Genomic DNA, 16,678 nt, shown 5'->3' with positions numbered 1-16,678 from the left:
ACCGGCGACCCCCGCGGGTATGCGGGGCCGGGGGCCGGGGTGTCAGGCCGACTCGGCTCGGGGTGGCGCGTCGGCGTCGGCCTCGGTGCCGTCGCCGGCCTCCCGCATCGTGCCCGTGCCGCGGCCACGGTTGCCGCGCCGCCGGCGCCGGCGGCGCGGCGACTCCTCGGCCTCGACGCCCGTCTCCGAGGCCAGGGCGGAGACGACGCGGGCGGTGTCGGTGTCCGTGTCGGTGAGCGGGGCGGTCCCGGTGAACTCGACCAGCCCGGTCTGCCCGGCACCGTCCACCACGGGTGCGCCGGCCTTCCGGCCGTCCTCGTCGACCGGGTCCGCCGGGTCCGCCGGGTCCGCGGCGATGGCCAGCCCCGCACCCGCGGCCGCCGCACCACCGCCGCGGGTGCGCCGACGGGCGCGAGTCCGGGTCGGCACCGCCGCCGGCTCGGAACGGTCCTGGTCACGCCCGGTCCGCGAGCCGCGGCGCCCGCCGCGACCGGACTGCCCGAGATCCTCGATGTCCTCGGCCGCGAGCCCGGCGCGGGTCCGCGCCGCGTGCGGCAGGGTGCCCTTCGCGCCCGCCGGGATGCCGAGCGCCTCGTACAGGTGGGGGGAGGTGGAATAGGTTTCCACCGGGCCATCGAACGGCAGGGCGAGCGCCTTGTTGACGAGCGTCCACCGCGGCAGGTCGTCCCAGTCGACGAAGGTGATGGCCACCCCGCTCTCGCCCGCCCGACCGGTGCGGCCGATGCGGTGCAGATAGACGTTCTCGTCTTCGGGGCACTGGTAGTTGACCACGTGGGTGACACCGTTGATGTCGATGCCCCGGGCGGCCACGTCGGTGGCGACCAGGACGTCGACCTTGCCGGAGCGGAAGGCGCGCAGCGCCTGCTCGCGCTGGCCCTGGCCCAGGTCGCCGTGCACCGCCGCGGCCGCGAAGCCGCGCTTGGCGAGGTCCTCGGCGACCTTGTCCGCGGTGCGCCTGGTCCGCACGAACACCATGGCGAGCCCCCGGCCGCCGGCCTGCAGGACCCGGGCCAGCACCTCCATCTTGTCCAGCGCGTGGGCGCGGAAGACGTGCTGACGGGTGGTCGGGACCGTGCGCCCCTCATCCGGCTGTTCCGCGCGGACGTGCACGGGCCGTTTCATGAACCGCCGGGCCAGGGAGATGACCGGGCCGGGCATGGTCGCGGNGAACAGCATCGTCTGCCGCTCGGTCGGCAGCTGCGACATGATGCGCTCGACGTCCGGCAGGAAGCCGAGGTCGAGCATCTCGTCGGCCTCGTCGAGCACCAGGGTGCCGACGCCGGCCAGGTCGAGCACGTGCTGGCGGGCGAGATCCAGCAGGCGGCCGGGCGTGCCGACGACGATGTCGNCCCCGGCGCGCAGCGCGGACAGCTGCGGCTCGTAGGCACGCCCGCCGTAGACGGACAGCACCCGCAGGCCACGGCGGGCGCCGGCGCGGGTGACGTCCGCGGTCACCTGGACGCACAGCTCACGGGTGGGCACCACGACGAGGGCCTGCGGACGGCCGTCGGCACCCTCCTTGGCCGCCAGCACCGTCTGCACCACCGGGACGCCGAACGCGAGGGTCTTGCCGGTGCCGGTGCGGGCCTGCCCGATGATGTCGTTGCGGGCCAGGGCGAGTGGAAGCGTCAACTCCTGGATGGGGAAAGCGTGCACGATGCCCGCTTCGGTCAGGGCCGAGACGGTCTCGGCGCGCACGCCGAGCTCCGCGAAGGTCGGTGCCGCCGGGGACCCGGGGGTGGAGGGGGTGGTTTGTGGCTCGTAGGGAGTCAGATCATCTGTGGGTACTTCAGCTGTGACGGACAGCGGGACGCTCCTGGTCTTCTCTGAGCGGTGTCTACGCTGAACCCGCTCGCGGTGAGCCGCGCGGCGCCCGCGACCCGAAAATCCATGTGCCCCGGTGCCCTCGATGGCAACTCTGGGTGCACAGGTGACGAGGCGACGCCTGCTACACGGCGGCCGAGGTGACATAACGACCCCTGGCTGCCCCCAGCATAGCCGGTGTAACCCCGGGTGGGGGCTCCTTGGCAGGAGTGTTTGCCGACAGCGACTGCGGCGGGTGTCAGAATCGCGCCTGTGGCACAGACGACACGGACCCCGACCGGCCCGGCGACACCCATCGCCATCACCGCCCCCGGTCAGGTAGGTGACTCTGACAATCGGGTGCCCCCGTCCCCGGATGCCGGACCCGCACCGACCGTGGACCAGGCGACCGTGGACCAGGCGACCGTGGATCTGCTGGGCCTGCTCGCCTACGGCGAGCTGACCGCCTTCGAGCGCATGGCCACCGACGCGCGGATGTCACCGACCGTTGCCGACAAGATCGCCCTGGCGAAGATGGCCGCCGCCGAGTTCGCCCATTTCCAGGCCATCAGCGACGAGCTGGACCGGCTCGGCGTCGACCGGGAGCTCGCGATGGCCCCGTTCATCGCGCCACTGACCGCCTTCCACAACTCGACCGCCCCGGCCGACTGGCTGGAGAGCCTCGTGAAGGCCTACGTGGGGGACAACATCGCGGCGGACTTCTATCGCGAGATCGCGGCGCGGCTTCCGTCACCGTCACGCGAACTGGTTCTGAAGGTGCTCGACGACACCGGGCACGCAGCCTTCGCGGTCGAGCGGGTGCGCGCGGCGATCAGCGCCAACCCGACGGTGGCCGGGCGGCTGGCGCTGTGGGCCCGTCGGCTCGTCGGTGAGGCGCTCACGCAGGCCCAGCGGGTCGGGGTCGATCGCGACGCGCTCACCGGGCTGTTGGTCGGGGTTGGCGACCTGGAGGCGCTGGCGGCGATCTTCAACCGCATCATGGCGGCGCATGGCCGGCGGATGGCGGCACTGGGCCTGTCCGCCTGATCCGGGCCCGCCGACCGGCGCGGCGACGCCGGTCGGCTCCCCGGCGGGCCGGCCGGCGGACCGCTGCCGGTGGTCGGCCGGGACCTAGACGGCGCCGAAGCCCACCCGTCGAGTCGTGGTCGCGGCGATCTCCACATAGGCCAGCGACGCGATCGGCATTATCACCTGCCGGCCCTTGTCGTCGACGAGGGTCAGCACCCCGTTGTCGGCCTTGACCGCCTCATTCACCAGCGCGGCGACAGCCTCCGGGGACTGGCTGCTCTCCAGCACCAGCTCCCGACTGACCTGCCGGACGCCGATCTTGACCTCCACCCGATGACCTCCGCCTTCGTCGGACCTACCGTCGGCGGACGAGCGCCGCCGATCTTGGATCACCGCCCACACTATGGCTTCCGGGACTTCTCCACCGCGGCAGGGGTGGCGTGTTCGCTCCGGGCACATCCGCTCACCCGGCAAACGCTTGCCCGATGCGCCCGTTACACCCGTTACACCCGATATGCCCGGCGCGCCCGTTACACCCGATGTGCCGGACGACGTCAGCCGGCGGGGGGGACCTCCTCGTGCGGCTCCGTGTTCGTGCGCGCGGCATCCCGGTGCTCCTGGCGGGGGTAGCCGCCGATGCCGCGCCAGGCCAGCTCCACCATCGACTCGATGGCCCGTTCCTTTTCCACGGTGGCACCGCGGACCAGCCACCAGCGCGACGCCGTCTCGGCCAGCCCAACCAGCCCGACCGCGAGCAGGTCGGCCTCGTCCTGGGGCAGCCCGGTGTCGGCGACGATCGTCGCGGCGATGGCCCGCACGCACTGGGCGAAGGCGGTCTCGATGCGCTGGCGGACCGCGGGCTCGTTGCGCAGGTCCGACTCCAGCACGAGCTGGTGTGCCCCAGAGGGGTCGTTGACGAAGTCGAAGTACGCTCGGATGGACCGGGCGATGCGCGCGTGGTTGTCCGAGGTGGAGGCGAGCGCGTCCTGGACGCTCGTCACCAGCTGGGTGGCGTGCTCGTCGAGCAGCGCGAGATAGAGCTCGAGCTTGCCGGGGAAGTGCTGGTACAGCACCGGTTTGCTGACGCCGGCCCGCTCGGCGATCTCGTCCATCGCCGCTGCGTGGTAGCCCTGGGCGACGAAGACCTCGCGGGCGGCTCCCAGAAGCTGGAAGCGGCGCGCGGTGCGGGGGAGCCGGGGAGCCCTGCCCGGTCGTGCGTCGGGCGGGGCTGGCTCGGCGGTCACCGGCGCACCTCCTGGCTGATGGCGCACCTCCTGGTTGATGCGGTCAACAGTACCCGCGGGGTCCGACCGGCCGGCGTTCGTCGAAACGAAACCAGCCGGCCTGCTCGTCGCTCGCGNGGGGTGGCGCTGGGTCGCTGGTGGTCGGGTCGTTGGTGGTCGGGTCGCTGGTGGTCGGGTCGTTGGTAGTCGGGTCGCTGGTGGTCGGGTCAGCGGTAGTCGTCGTCCTCGTCGGTCTCGACCACGATGCTCTGCTCGACGACGTCGTACTCGTCGGCCTCGACGGGTGGCGCCGAAGGTAGCCAGCGCGGCGCCGGGCCGGCCGGACGTATCTCCCGGGCCTGCTCGACGGCGTCGGCGTCGGGCGCCTCGATCGGAAGATCGGATGCCGGAAGGTCGGTGGGTGCTCCCATGGGGACGTCCTCCTGCGCTCATCGTTATGGCGACCCGCTGGGGCGGGCGCCGGAAATGGACGATCCGAACCTGTCCGGGGTCCGGATCGCGATGTGCCCGGAACGGGTGGCCCTCACGCGCCATCGGCCGGGCCGGCCTCGTCACGGACGTGGCGGTGGCGTCCGTCACTCATCCCACCCCCCGCTCCCGCGCCGTTCCCGGCTCCGTGTCCCGCTCGCACCAGGCTTCCCGTTCTGGGTACGTTCCGCCCTCCTGCACATATATCCCCCGCCGGTCGTCGGCGTTCTCCGGTGTGTCTCCAGGGCGGCTGGCGTCCTGGAGATCTTCACCTGTTGATAGGTTCAAGCTTTTCGCCTGTCTGGCTTACTCGTGGGCTTCCGGTGGGACACCATAGGGGTACGTGACGTGAGGGGCGAACATGCGTGCGACCTGGAAGGGCGTGATCTCCTTCGGCCTGGTGTCCATCCCGGTGAGGCTCTACTCGGCGACCCAGGAACGGGATGTCGCGTTTCACCAGGTTAGACGGTCGGATGGGTCCCGTATCCGATACCGGAGAGTGGCGGAGGCCGACGGGGACGAGGTCAACTACGCCGACATTGCCAAGGGCTACGAGCTGCCGGATGGGGAGACCGTCGTACTCACCGACGAGGACTTCGCGAATCTCCCGCTGTCCACCTCCCGGGCGATCGACGTGCTGGAGTTCGTCCCGTTGGAGCAGGTCGACCCGATCTACTTCGCGAAGAGCTACTACGTCGAGCCCGACCGCACCGGCGCCAAACCCTACGTTCTCCTTCGCGACGCGCTGGCCGCATCGGGCCGTGTCGCGTTGGTGAAGATAGCCCTGCGGCAACGCGAGCAGCTCGCGACGCTCCGGGTGCGCGGCGGCGTCTTCGTCCTGGAGACCATGGTCTGGCCGGACGAGGTGCGGCAACCGGACTTTCCGTTCCTTGAGGAGGACGTCGCGGTACGCCCGCAGGAGCTGTCGGTGGCTGCCTCGCTCATCCACACCCTGGCAGCCGACTTCGACCCCACCAGGTACACCGACAACTACCGTGAGGCCCTGCAGGCCGTGATCGATGCGAAGGTCGCCGGCCGCGAGGTTGTGGCTTCGCCGGGCGGGCCGGCCAGCGAGGCGGTCGGCGACCTCATGGCGGCGCTGCGCGCGAGCATAGCCGCCGCCCGCGCTGGACGGCCCGGCGAAGCGGCTGTGGCAGGTGGTGCGGCTGTGGCAGGTGGTGCGGCTGTGGCAGATGGTGACGCGGGGCCCGCGGCGGCCGGGGTCACCGACGAGGGGCCCGACGACAAGGCGTCCGACGACAAGGCGTCCGACGACAAGGCGTCCGACGGACGGCGGGGCGGCCGTACCTCCTCGGTCAAGGGTGCCTCGTCGGCCCCGGGTACGCGGTCGACCGCCCGGAAGACGCCGTCCTCGACGAGGAGCACCGCGAAGACGAACGCCGCCACGAAGACGCCGCCCGCGAAGACCTCCGCGGCCAAGGCCTCCGCGGCCAAGACCTCCGCGGCCAAGGCCACCTCCTCGAGGACGGCCCCGAAGACGGCCCCGAGGACGCCGACCTCGAAGACGCCCCCGACGCGGCGATCCGCCTGAGGAGCGGTTCCCCACGACCGACCTGAGGAGCGGTCCCGGCGCGGGAGCCGGGGGCAGGTGGTGGCGGGGGCCGGTGGATACCGGGCGGTCAGTGACGGAAGGCGGTCAACGACAGGGGCGGTCAGTGACGGAAGGCCTCCTTCGCCTTCTCCCCGGCGTTCTTGAGGTCGGCGACGCCGCGTTCTCCCCGGCCCTCCGCCTGCAGGTCCCGGTTCTCGGTGGCCTTGCCGGCCTGTTCCTTGGTCCGCCCGCGGAGCTCCTGCATCTTGTTCCTGACCTTGTCAGTGAAGGACACTGCACTCACTCCTCACTGTATGTGCGGTGGGTAGGAAGAGGTCTACCCGTGGCAGCCGCGGGAACACTCCGGGGGCGCCGTGCGCTGCACCAGAGGGCCGGCCGTCGCGATGTCCGACGTGTACCCGTGATGAGGGACCTCCCGGCGGATGGCCCAAATCCGGCGACGCCGCGTCGCGCTGTGGCATCGTCGAAGGACGACACCGAACGCGAGGAGCAAGCGTGNCCCTNCCNCCCCTGGTCGNCCCCGCCGAGGGGCTGACCGTCGACGAGATCCGCCGGTACTCTCGGCATCTGATCATTCCGGATGTCGCCATGGACGGCCAGAAGCGGCTGAAGAACGCCAGGGTGCTGGCGGTCGGTGCCGGTGGCCTCGGCTCGCCGACGCTGATGTACCTGGCCGCCGCCGGCGTCGGGACGCTAGGCATCGTCGAGTTCGACACCGTTGACGAGTCGAACCTGCAGCGTCAGATCATCCACGGCCAGTCCGACGTCGGCCGCTCGAAGGCGGAGTCGGCCCGTGACTCGGTTCGCAACATCAACCCGTACGTGAACGTCGTCCTGCACGAGACCCGGCTGGACGCCTCCAACGTCATGGAGATCTTCAGCGGGTACGACCTCATCGTCGACGGCACGGACAACTTCGCCACCCGTTACCTGGTCAACGACGCCGCGGTGCTGCTCGGCAAGCCCTACGTCTGGGGTTCGATCTACCGCTTCGACGGTCAGGCCAGCGTCTTCTGGGCCGAGCACGGACCGTGCTACCGCTGCCTCTACCCGGAGCCGCCTCCTCCCGGCATGGTCCCCTCCTGCGCCGAGGGCGGGGTGCTGGGTGTGCTGTGCGCCTCCATCGCCTCCATCCAGACCACCGAGGCCATCAAGGTGCTGACCGGGGTCGGTGATCCGCTGGTCGGTCGGCTGATGGTGTATGACGCCCTGGAGATGACCTATCGGTCGATCAAGGTCCGCAAGGACCCGGAGTGCCCGTTGTGCGGGAAGAACCCGACGATCACCGAGCTGATCGACTACGAGGCGTTCTGCGGGGCGGTCTCGGAGGAGGCGCAGTTGGCCGCCGCCGGCTCGACGATCACCGCGGGCGAGCTCAAGAGCTGGCTGGATGCCGGCGAGCCGATCGAGCTCGTCGACGTCCGTGAGCCGGCCGAGTGGGAGATCGTCCGGATCCCCGGCGCGCGCCTGATCCCCAAGGGGGACCTGCCCGCGCATCTCTCCGAACTGCCGCAGCACCGTCGGGTGGTCGTCTACTGCAAGTCCGGGGTGCGCTCGGCCGACGCGCTCGCCACGCTGAAGGGCGCCGGCTTCTCCTCTGCCGTGCACGTCCAGGGTGGCGTGACCGCGTGGGCGATCCAGGTCGACAAGTCGCTGCCGGTCTACTGAGCCCGGATGAGCCACGGAGCCCGGACGAGTCCCACGGAGCCTGGATGAGCCCCAGGCCGCGGGCCCGGCGTGATGCGCCGCCGGCGAGCGTCTCCGCCGGGCTCGGTACCCGGATCTCGCTCGGCGGCGCGCCGGGTCCGCACGCCCTTGAGGTGCTGGATGCGGTGGCGCGCATCCCGCCGGGCAGGGTGATGACCTATGGCGACGTGGCCGAGTACGTCGGCGCCGGGTCGGGGCGCACGGTTGGAGCCGTGCTGTCCCGATTCGGCGACGAGGTGCCCTGGCACCGGGTGATCCGGGCGACCGGGGAACCGAACCCGGCCGCACCGGTCGAGGCCCTGCGCCGGCTCGTCGCCGACCGGACGCCGCTGCGCCCCGGAGGCGACCAGGTCGATCTCGCCGCGGCCCGGTGGGACGGTTCTCCGGCCTGACCGCCGCGGGCCCGGTCAGCGGGCGGCCATGCCGCCGTCGGCCAGATAGACGCTGCCCGTGACCAGGGAGGCCCGGTCGGACAGCAGGAAGACGACGACCTCGGCCACCTCGTCGACCGTGCCCAGCCGGTTGATCGGCGAGAACAGCGCGGCTCCGCGCCGCGGCCGGCCGTCGACATGCAGCAGCGGGGTGTCCACGAAGCCCGGCGCCACCGCGTTCACTCGGATGCCGCGGGTGGCGTAGTCCAGGGCGGCCGTCTTGGTCAGCCCGATGACCCCGTGCTTCGCGGCGACGTAGGGCGCCGACCCGGCGAACCCGACCACCCCGAGCACCGAGGCCATGTTGACGATCGAGCCTCCGTCGCCGCGCAGCATCGCCGTGATCTCGGCCCGCATGCTGTAGAAGACGCCGGAGAGGTTGACGTCCAGCACCCGCTGCCAGTCCTGCGCCGGGGTGGTCTCCACCGGCTCGCGCCCCGCGCTCACTCCCGCGTTGTTCACCGCCAGGTCCAGCCGTCCGAAGGTGCCGACGGTGACCTGGACGGCGCGTTCGAGCGAATCGGGATCGGTGACGTCCGCCTCCAGAGCGAGCGCCTCCCCGCCACCGTCCTCGATCGTCGCCACCACCTCCTTGACAGTGTGCGCGTCGAGGTCGGTGGCGACGACCCGGGCGCCCGCCCTCGCCAGTCGGCGGGCGCAGGCGGCACCGATGCCGGATCCCGCTCCGGTCAGGAGCGCGACCTTGTCGCTGCACTCGGTCATGACTAAGGACACTGCCACGTCCTGACGCGCACGCGTGAGAGGCCCCCCGAGTGTCCCGGTCGTCGAGTGTCCCGGTCGTCGCCACACCGCGGTCCCATCGCTGCCGCGCTACGGACGCTGCCGCGCTACGGACGCCGACCCGCCGCGGAGCCGGCGGGTTGGCTGGGTTGTCGGACCCACGTGATGTGCTTTGCCCGTGGTCGTCCTTCCTGCCCCCGCCCCCACCGCCCCGCGCCCCGGCTACCGGCTGATCGCCGCCCCGGTCGCGCCGCCGCGTCCGCTCGTCCTGGATGCGGCGCAGCGCGCGGTGGTCGAGCACGGCGTCGGGCCGCTGCTGGTGCTCGCCGGGCCCGGCACCGGGAAGACGGCCACGCTCGTCGAGGCGGTCGCCGCGCGGATCGAAGCCGGGACGGATCCGCGGTCGATCCTGGTCCTCACCTTCAGCCGGCGAGCCGCCGGAGAGCTGCGGGAGCGGATCACCGCACGGCTCGGTGCCGAGGGCGGGGCCGGCGGAGGTCCCGGGGCGTGGACGTTCCACGCCTGGTGCCTGGCGCTGCTGCGCGCGCACGAGCGGCCGGCCCCGCCGGGCGGGCTCCGGCTGCTGTCCGGCCCGGAGCAGGACAGTCGGCTGCGCGATCTCATCGAGGGTTCCCGCGAGGACGGCCGGCCGGTCTGGCCCGAGCCGCTTGTGGGTTGCCTGCGCACCCGCGGTTTCACCGAGGAGGTGCGGGCGCTGCTGGCCCGGGCCCGCGAGGTCGGGCTCGAACCGGTCGCGCTGGCGCAGCTCGCTCGGCGTACCGGCCGCCCGGACTGGGCCGCCCTCGCCGAGTTCTACGAGATGTACCTCGACGTGTTCGGATTCGAGGGGGCGGTCGACTACACCGATCTCGTCCACCGGGCCGTGGTCGTCGCCGAGAGTGCCGAGGGGGGCGCCTGGCTGCGTGGGCGCTACCGGCACGTCTTCGTTGACGAGTACCAGGACACCGATCCGGCTCAGGAACGCCTGCTGGAGGCGGTGGCCGGTGGTGGTGGCAACCTCGTCGTGCTGGGCGACCCGGACCAGTCGATCTATGCCTTCCGGGGGGCCGAGGTCGCCGGCCTGCTGGGCTTCCCGGCCCGGTTCCCCCGCCTCGACGGCGAGCCGGCGCCGATCGTCGCGCTGCGGCGCTGTCGGCGGATGGCCCCGGCCCCGCTGGCGGCGAGCCGGCACGTGGCCCGGCGGATCCCGGCCGCCGGGCTTCCGGTGGCCGCGATCCGGGCACACCGCGACCTCGTCGGGCGCGCCGACGCCGGGGCAGGCCAGGTGCAGGCCCGCACGTTTCCGGGCACCGGCGCGGAGGCCGAGTCGGTGGCCGACCTGCTCCGTCGCGAACATCTGGAGAACGGCGTCGCCTGGGACGCGATGGCGGTCCTGGTCCGCACGGCCGAGCGGATCGGCCGGTTGCGCCGCGTGCTGGCCGCCGCCGGCGTTCCGGTCAGCGCCGACGGTGACGACCTGCCGGTCGCCCAGGAGCCGGCCGCCGCCCTGCTCCTGCTGGCGCTGCGCTGCGCGGAGGATCCGGCCGGGGCGCTCACCGTCGACGCGGCGCGCACCCTGCTCACCTCGCCGCTCGGTGGAGCGGACCCGGCCGGGCTGCGGGCGCTGGGCCGGGCTCTGCGCACCTTCGAGCGCGACGCGGGGTCCGAGCATCCGGCGCCGTCGGCGGAGCTGTTGCGGGCGGCGGTCGCCGAGCCCGACCACTGGCTGGCGACGATCCCCGACGACCTGGCCGGTCCGGTCCGGCGGGTCGGCGGTCTGCTGCGGACGGCCGGTCAGGCGTTGCGGGACTCCTCGGGCGCCCCGCAGGACGCGCTGTGGGCGCTGTGGTCGGCGAGCGAGTGGCCGGCGCGGCTGCGACATGCCTCGGCGGCCGGGGGCGCCGCCGGGCGCGCGGCCGACCGTGACCTCGACGCCGTCGTGGCGCTCTTCGATGCCGTCACCCGGCTGGGCCAGCGGCGTGGGCCGGGCGGTGGCGTCGCGTCCCTGGTCGCGGAGCTCACCCGCCAGCAGATCGCCGGGGACGTCCTCAAGCCGGCCGGGGAGTCCGTGCGCCGCCGCGGGGTGCGGCTGCTGACCGCCCATCGCGCCAAGGGGCTCGAATGGGAGGTCGTCGTCGTCTGCGGAGTGCAGGACGGCACCTGGCCCGACCTGCGGGAGCGGCATTCGCTGCTCGGTGCGGAGCAGCTCGACGCGCCGTCCCGGGGCGGGTTGCGCCCGCCGCTGACCCGCCAGGACCTGCTCGCCGATGAACGTCGGCTGTTCTACGTCGCCCTGACCAGGGCGCGGCGCCGGCTGGTCGTCACCGCGGTGAACAGCCCCGAGGACGACGGCAGCCTGCCGAGCCGCTTCCTTGAGGAACTGGGTGTAGCGGTGGAGCACGTGCCCGGTCGCCCAGCCCGGCCGCTCACCCTGGTCGGCCTGGTCGCGACCCTGCGCCGGCTGGCGACGGAACCGGACTCAAGCCCGGTGATGCGCTCCGCCGCGCAGGCCCGCCTCGCCGCGCTCGCCGCCGCACGGGACCAGGCGGGCCGGCCCCTGGTGCCGGCCGCGCACCCGGACACCTGGTGGGGGCTGCTCGACCCCACCACGTCGGATGTTCCTGTTGTCCCGGTGGCCGGGCCGATCCGGCTGTCCGGCTCGTCGCTGTCGAGCATCGGCGCCTGTTCCCTGCGGTGGTTCCTAGAGCACGAGGCGTACGCGGTCACCCCGGCCTCGACCGCGCAGGGATTCGGCAAGGTGGTGCACGCCCTGGCGGACGAGGTCACGACCGGGCGGACCCCGGCCGACCTCGCCGCGCTCGACGCCCGGCTGGACACGGTGTGGCGGCAGTTGGACTTCGACGCCCGCTGGCGCTCCGATCAGGAGCGCGCGGCCGCCCGCGAGGCGCTCGCCCGCTTCCTGGACTGGCACGCCGCCGAGCGCGGTCGGCGCGTGATCGACGCGGAGGTCAGGTTCTCCTGCGACCTACGGGTCGCCGGGCGGGACGTCCAGCTGCGCGGATTCATCGACCGGCTCGAACTGGACGAGGCCGGCCGGGTCCACGTCATAGACTTCAAGACCGGTCGGACCGCGGTCGCTCCCGCCGAGCTCGCCACCCACCCCCAGTTGGGCAGCTATCAGCTCGCCGTGCGGGCCGGCGCGCTCGACGATGTGCTCGCGGCCGCGGCGCCGGATCAGCCCGGGGCGGATCAGCCCCGGGCGGTGCCCGGCGGGGCGGAGCTCGTGCAGCTCCGGCGGGATGCCGGCGCTGCGGCGGCCGGTCCGCGGCTGCCGGGGGAGCGGCCTGGCCCGCCGGAGGTCCAGGCCCAGAGCGCGCTGCCTCCCCACGGCGCGACCTGGATGGACGAGGTGCTCGACGCGGCGGTGCGCACCATCGACGCCGAGGCGTTCCGGCCGACGCCCGGCGACCACTGCACGCTGTGCACCTTCCAGACGAGCTGCCCCGCGCGGCCCGAGGGACGTCAGGTGGTCGAGTGAACCCGCGGGTGGAGCAGCCGGGCGCGGGCGTCCACGTGACGATTCCCCGCCAGCCGTTCCTGCCCGGTTTCGACGGCGACGTCGACGGTGACCCGGCGGGCGGCGTCGCCGGTCCCCGGCTCGACCCGGACGACCTGCGCGACCTGCTGGAGGTCCCGTATACCGACGAGCAGATCGCCGCGGCCACCGCTCCGCTCGAACCGGGGGTCATCATCGCGGGTGCGGGATCCGGCAAGACCTCGGTGATGGCCGCGCGGGTGGTCTGGCTCGTCGCCACCGGGCAGGTGCGGCCCGACCAGGTGCTCGGACTGACCTTTACGACGAAGGCGGCGGCGGAGCTGTCCGGCCGGGTGCGGCTGGCGTTGCGCAAGGCGTCGGCTGGGGCGGGCCCGGGNGGACCGGCCGCGGACGGCGAGGTGGACGGGGAGCCGACCGTCGCCACCTACCATGCCTTCGCCGGGCGGCTGGTCGTCGACAACGCCCTGCGGCTGGGGCTGGAGCCGGACCTCCAGCTGATCTCCGGCGCGGCCCGCTACCAGCTCGCCGCCCGGGTCGCCCGCTCCCACGGCGGGAAGGTGGAGGCGCTGACACGTTCGCTGGGCGCGCTCGTCGGCGAGCTCGTCGCGCTGGACGCCGAGATGAGCGAGCACCTGGTCGATCCGGCGGACCTCGTCGCGTTCGACGGCGCGCTGCTCGCCGAGATCGACGCGGCGCTGCGGCGTGCCGAGCAGCGGCGGGGCACCCGGGGCGTCCGCCGGGAGCTACGCCGGTGCGCGGCCGCCGCCCGGGGGCGCCGGGAGCTGGCCGCCCTGGTGGCGGAGTACCGGGCGGCCCGGCGGGAACGCGACGTCCTGGACTTTGGTGACCAGGTCACCTGTGCCGCGAGGCTCGCCGAGACCATGCCGGAGGTCGGTCGGGCCGAGCGGGCGCGGGCCGCTGTCGTCCTGCTCGACGAGTACCAGGACACCTCGGTGGCCCAGCGGCGGATGCTCACCGGCCTGTTCGGCGGCGGGCATCCGGTCACCGCCGTCGGCGACCCCTGCCAGGCGATCTACGGCTGGCGCGGGGCGTCGGTGGCGAACCTCGACCACTTCCCCACGCACTTCCCCGGGGCCGACGGCACGCCCGCGGCCGTCTACGAACTGTCGGTGAACCAGCGCAGCGGCGGCCGGCTGCTCCGCCTCGCCAACACCGTCGCCGCACAGCTGCGGGCCCGTCACCGCGTCGTCGAGCTCCGCCCGCGACCCGACGTGGCTGACCAGGGCGAGGCGGTGGTCGCGTTGCACGTCAGCTGGGCCGACGAGGTGGCCTGGATCGCCGGCCAGCTCCGCCGGGTGGTCGACGCCGGCACCGCTCCCGGCGACATCGCCGTGCTGGTCCGGGCCCGTGGCGACATCCCCGCGCTGTTTACCGCGATGCAGGCGGCCGGGCTGCCCGTCGAGGTCGTCGGGCTGACCGGGCTGCTCATCGTCCCGGAGGTCGCCGAGATCGTGGCCATGCTGGAGGTGCTCGACTCGCCGACGGCGAACGCCGCGCTCGTCCGGCTGCTCACGGGGCCGCGGGTGCGGCTCGGCCCCCGGGATCTCGCCGCGCTCGGCCGCCACGCGCGTGAGGCGGCGCGGGTCCCGGACCCGGTCGGCGATCCGGACCTGCCGGGACGGTCCGATCCACTTGCCGAGGCGGTCGCCGACGTCGACCCCGCCGACGTCGTCGCCCTGTCGGACGTCCTCGACGACCCCGGGCCGCAGATGTCCGCGCCGGGGCGCGCCCGGGTGCGTCGGCTTGCCGCCGAGATCGCCGCGCTGCGTGGGCACGTCGGCGAGGGCCTGCTCGACCTGCTGCACCGGGTGGTCGCGACGATCGGGCTGGACGTGGAGCTCACGGCGACCGAGGTGGCGGTGCGGGCCCGGCGCCAGGAGAACGTCGCGGCCTTCCTGGATGTGGCCGCGGGCTTCACCGATCCCGACGGCACGAACTCCCTGCCCGCGTTCCTCGGATTCCTCCGGGCGGCGCGGGAGCACGAGCGGGGTCTCGACGTCGCCGGCCCGTCCGGGGCCGACGCGATCGCCCTGATGACGATGCATCGCTCCAAGGGCCTGGAATGGGAGGTCGTCGCCGTCCCGAACCTGACCAGCAAGGTGTTCCCTGACCTGACCGTGCGCGACCAGTGGACCACCTCGCCGGGCGTGCTGCCGATCCCGCTGCGCGGCGATGCCGACGATCTGCCGGCGTTCACGGTCTGCGCCGAGAAGGCCGCCCTGGACGCCTTCCGGGCCGATGCCCGTCAGTACGCCGAGCGGGAGGAACGCCGGCTCGCCTACGTTGCGGTCACCCGGGCGAAGTCGCTGCTGTTCGCGAGCGGGCACTGGTGGGGGCCCACCCAGAAGACCCCACGCGGTGCCTCGGTGTTCCTCGACGAGCTCGCCGAGCACGCCCGCACCGGCGGTGGGCTGGTCGACGTCTGGGCGCCGGAGCCGGCGGAGCGTACCAACCCGGCGCTGGCGACGCCGGAACGGTTCGCCTGGCCGATCCCCTACGAGCCGGAGCCGTACGCCCGGCGCCTCGCCGCGGCCGAGGGGGTCATGGCGCGGCTGGCCGCGTTGAGCGTACCGGGGGCGTCGGCGGAACCGGCCGGGGAACCGTTCGTCGACGGTCCGGCCGGGATGACGGCGGCCGAGCGCGTCCTGCTCGCCGAGCTCGACCGGGAGGCCCGGCTGCTGCTCGCCGAGGAACGCGCGGCACGCCTCGCGCGGACCGATGTCGCCCTGCCGGCGAGCCTCACCGCGTCCCAGATCGTCCGGCTGCGCGCGGACCCGGAGGCGTTCGCCCGTGAGCTGGTCCGGCCGCTGCCGCGCCGTCCAGTGGCCGCGGCCCGTCGCGGCACCCGGTTCCACGCCTGGGTTGAGGAGATTTTCGACTACCGTGCACTGATCGACACCGAGGATCTGCCCGGCGCGGCCGACGCGGAGCTCACCGACGACGATCTGCGCTCGCTGCAGCAGGCGTTTCTGCGTACCGCGTACGGTGCCCGGCGGCCATTCGCGATCGAGGCACCCTTCGAGCTCCGCCTCGCCGGGCGGATCGTGCGCGGTCGCATCGACGCTGTCTACGACCTCGGCGGCGGTCGATGGGAGGTGGTCGATTGGAAGACCGGCCGGTCCGATGCCGACGATCTTCAGCTCGGGATCTACCGGCTGGCCTGGGCCCGCCTGCGGGGCGTCGACCCGAGTGCGGTCGACGCCGCCTTCCTGTACGTGCGTACCGGCGCCGTTGTCCGGCCCCCGACGTTGTCCGAGGAGGAGCTCGCCGACCTGCTCGCGAGTCCGAGCACCGGGCCCGCCGCGGGTCAGGCCCGCGGGTCGGCGAGGTCGACGGACAGCGCCAGGTGATCCGAGATGGGCACGCGGCGGGCCTGCACGGCGATGATCCTGCCTACCGGCCCGCGGGCCAGCACATGGTCGAGCTGCACCCGCGGGGAGTGCGCGGGGTAGGTGGGCGTCACCGCCAACCGGCGCCAGCGGGTGAGCGCGGCCGGTAGCCGGCCGGGCAGGTTCAGATCGCCCAGCAGGACCAGCGGCCCCGGGACGTCCGCGAGCCGGCGGGCCAGCCGGCGCAGCTGCACGGCGTTCCACCCCGGCACGAACGACAGATGGGTGTTGACCACCGTCAGCGGGCCCCCGGCCGACTCCNCCCGCGCGGCGATCGCGGCCCGCGGCTCGTCGTCGAGCATGATCAGNCGNCCCCGCCTGTCCGGACCCCCCGGTATCGCGATCGGGGACCGCACCGGCGCCCGGCCGAGGTCGATCACTCGCCACTCACGGACGGGCAGCCGGCTGATCAGAGCGATGCCGTACGCCGGCTCGTCGTCCCGGCGCTGCCCGTCAGCCGGCCGCCAGCCCACGCCGGGCGTGCCGAAGACGGTGGGGACGAACCGCCAGTCGTCGTCGCCGGCTCCGATCATCGCCGCCGCCTCCGCGGCGAGGTCCAGCCCACCCGATCGTGGCTGGTCGAGATCGACCTCCTGGAGCCCGAGGACGTCCNCGCCGAGAGCGGAGACGGCCGCGGCGAAGCGGGCGGGCTCGACCGTCCCATCCGTGAGCGACAGGCCGTGCATGATGTTGAAGGAGCCCAGCCGCACGCCTGGACCGTATCGGATGCGGGG

General features: G+C 73.5%; 13 protein-coding genes. 6 read left to right on the top strand and 7 right to left on the bottom strand.

Annotated elements, in window-relative coordinates:
• Positions 1-42: 42 nt before the first annotated feature.
• The gene (locus ALLO2_RS04060; protein WP_232234870.1) at positions 43-1,992 is read right to left on the bottom strand and encodes a DEAD/DEAH box helicase; all 1,950 of its coding nucleotides are present in this window, start codon (positions 1,990-1,992) and stop codon (positions 43-45) included.
• A gap of 192 nt (positions 1,993-2,184) precedes the next feature.
• On the opposite strand from ALLO2_RS04060, the gene ALLO2_RS04055 reads away from it, so the two are divergent.
• On the top strand, positions 2,185-2,871 hold the full coding sequence (locus tag ALLO2_RS04055; protein WP_035729943.1) for a ferritin-like fold-containing protein: 687 nt from the start codon (positions 2,185-2,187) through the stop codon (positions 2,869-2,871).
• 84 nt (positions 2,872-2,955) lie between these two features.
• Here the strand turns inward: ALLO2_RS04055 and ALLO2_RS04050 are convergent, their stop codons facing one another.
• The 3 genes from ALLO2_RS04050 to ALLO2_RS04040 form a co-directional block, all read right to left on the bottom strand.
• Positions 2,956-3,183 carry a DUF3107 domain-containing protein gene (locus ALLO2_RS04050; protein ID WP_011438181.1) on the bottom strand — a complete coding sequence of 76 codons (228 nt, stop codon included), beginning with the start codon at positions 3,181-3,183 and terminating at the stop codon, positions 2,956-2,958.
• Positions 3,184-3,407: 224 nt separating this feature from the next.
• Complete coding sequence (locus tag ALLO2_RS04045) at positions 3,408-4,097, bottom strand: TetR/AcrR family transcriptional regulator (RefSeq protein WP_023841355.1); 690 nt, start codon at positions 4,095-4,097, stop codon at positions 3,408-3,410.
• Between the two features lie 206 nt (positions 4,098-4,303).
• The gene (locus tag ALLO2_RS04040) at positions 4,304-4,507 is read right to left on the bottom strand and encodes a hypothetical protein (RefSeq protein WP_023841356.1); all 204 of its coding nucleotides are present in this window, start codon (positions 4,505-4,507) and stop codon (positions 4,304-4,306) included.
• 419 nt (positions 4,508-4,926) lie between these two features.
• Between ALLO2_RS04040 and ALLO2_RS04030 the strand changes: the two genes are divergently transcribed.
• Positions 4,927-6,117, top strand: a complete 1,191-nt coding sequence (locus ALLO2_RS04030) for a Ku protein (RefSeq protein WP_011438179.1) — start codon at positions 4,927-4,929, stop codon at positions 6,115-6,117.
• Between the two features lie 121 nt (positions 6,118-6,238).
• Here the strand turns inward: ALLO2_RS04030 and ALLO2_RS04025 are convergent, their stop codons facing one another.
• Positions 6,239-6,412 (bottom strand): CsbD family protein, encoded by a 174-nt coding sequence (locus ALLO2_RS04025; RefSeq protein WP_023841357.1) that lies wholly within the window; start codon positions 6,410-6,412, stop codon positions 6,239-6,241.
• A 221-nt stretch (positions 6,413-6,633) separates the two neighbouring features.
• Between ALLO2_RS04025 and moeZ the strand changes: the two genes are divergently transcribed.
• Together moeZ and ALLO2_RS04015 are read left to right on the top strand one after the other, a co-directional pair.
• Entirely contained in the window at positions 6,634-7,806 is a 1,173-nt protein-coding gene (gene moeZ, locus ALLO2_RS04020; protein ID WP_035729827.1) for an adenylyltransferase/sulfurtransferase MoeZ, read from the top strand.
• Between the two features lie 44 nt (positions 7,807-7,850).
• Positions 7,851-8,237 carry an MGMT family protein gene (locus ALLO2_RS04015; protein WP_011438176.1) on the top strand — a complete coding sequence of 129 codons (387 nt, stop codon included), beginning with the start codon at positions 7,851-7,853 and terminating at the stop codon, positions 8,235-8,237.
• 15 nt (positions 8,238-8,252) lie between these two features.
• Here ALLO2_RS04015 and ALLO2_RS04010 read toward each other — a convergent pair whose 3' ends face one another.
• Positions 8,253-8,999: an SDR family NAD(P)-dependent oxidoreductase gene (locus ALLO2_RS04010; protein ID WP_035729824.1), complete on the bottom strand. Its 747-nt coding sequence runs from the start codon at positions 8,997-8,999 to the stop codon at positions 8,253-8,255.
• 196 nt (positions 9,000-9,195) lie between these two features.
• Here ALLO2_RS04010 and ALLO2_RS04005 point away from each other — a divergent pair, with 196 nt between their 5' ends.
• Positions 9,196-12,516, top strand: coding sequence for an ATP-dependent DNA helicase (locus tag ALLO2_RS04005; RefSeq protein ID WP_023841359.1), 3,321 nt, complete (start codon positions 9,196-9,198; stop codon positions 12,514-12,516).
• Positions 12,513-15,905 carry an ATP-dependent DNA helicase gene (locus tag ALLO2_RS04000; RefSeq protein ID WP_011438173.1) on the top strand — a complete coding sequence of 1,131 codons (3,393 nt, stop codon included), beginning with the start codon at positions 12,513-12,515 and terminating at the stop codon, positions 15,903-15,905. Before ALLO2_RS04005 ends, ALLO2_RS04000 begins: the two co-directional genes overlap by 4 nt.
• On the opposite strand, the gene ALLO2_RS03995 is transcribed toward ALLO2_RS04000, so the two are convergent.
• The gene (locus ALLO2_RS03995; RefSeq protein WP_035729823.1) at positions 15,863-16,654 is read right to left on the bottom strand and encodes an endonuclease/exonuclease/phosphatase family protein; all 792 of its coding nucleotides are present in this window, start codon (positions 16,652-16,654) and stop codon (positions 15,863-15,865) included. The two genes, ALLO2_RS04000 and ALLO2_RS03995, sit on opposite strands and share 43 nt — an antisense overlap.
• Between the last annotated feature and the right edge of the window lie 24 nt (positions 16,655-16,678).

Origin of the sequence: Frankia sp. Allo2 (assembly GCF_000733325.1) — a bacterium.
Lineage (GTDB): Bacteria > Actinomycetota > Actinomycetes > Frankiales > Frankiaceae > Frankia > Frankia casuarinae.
Note: the sequence above shows the minus strand (reverse complement) of the source record. Positions and strands in the feature narration are given on the sequence as shown.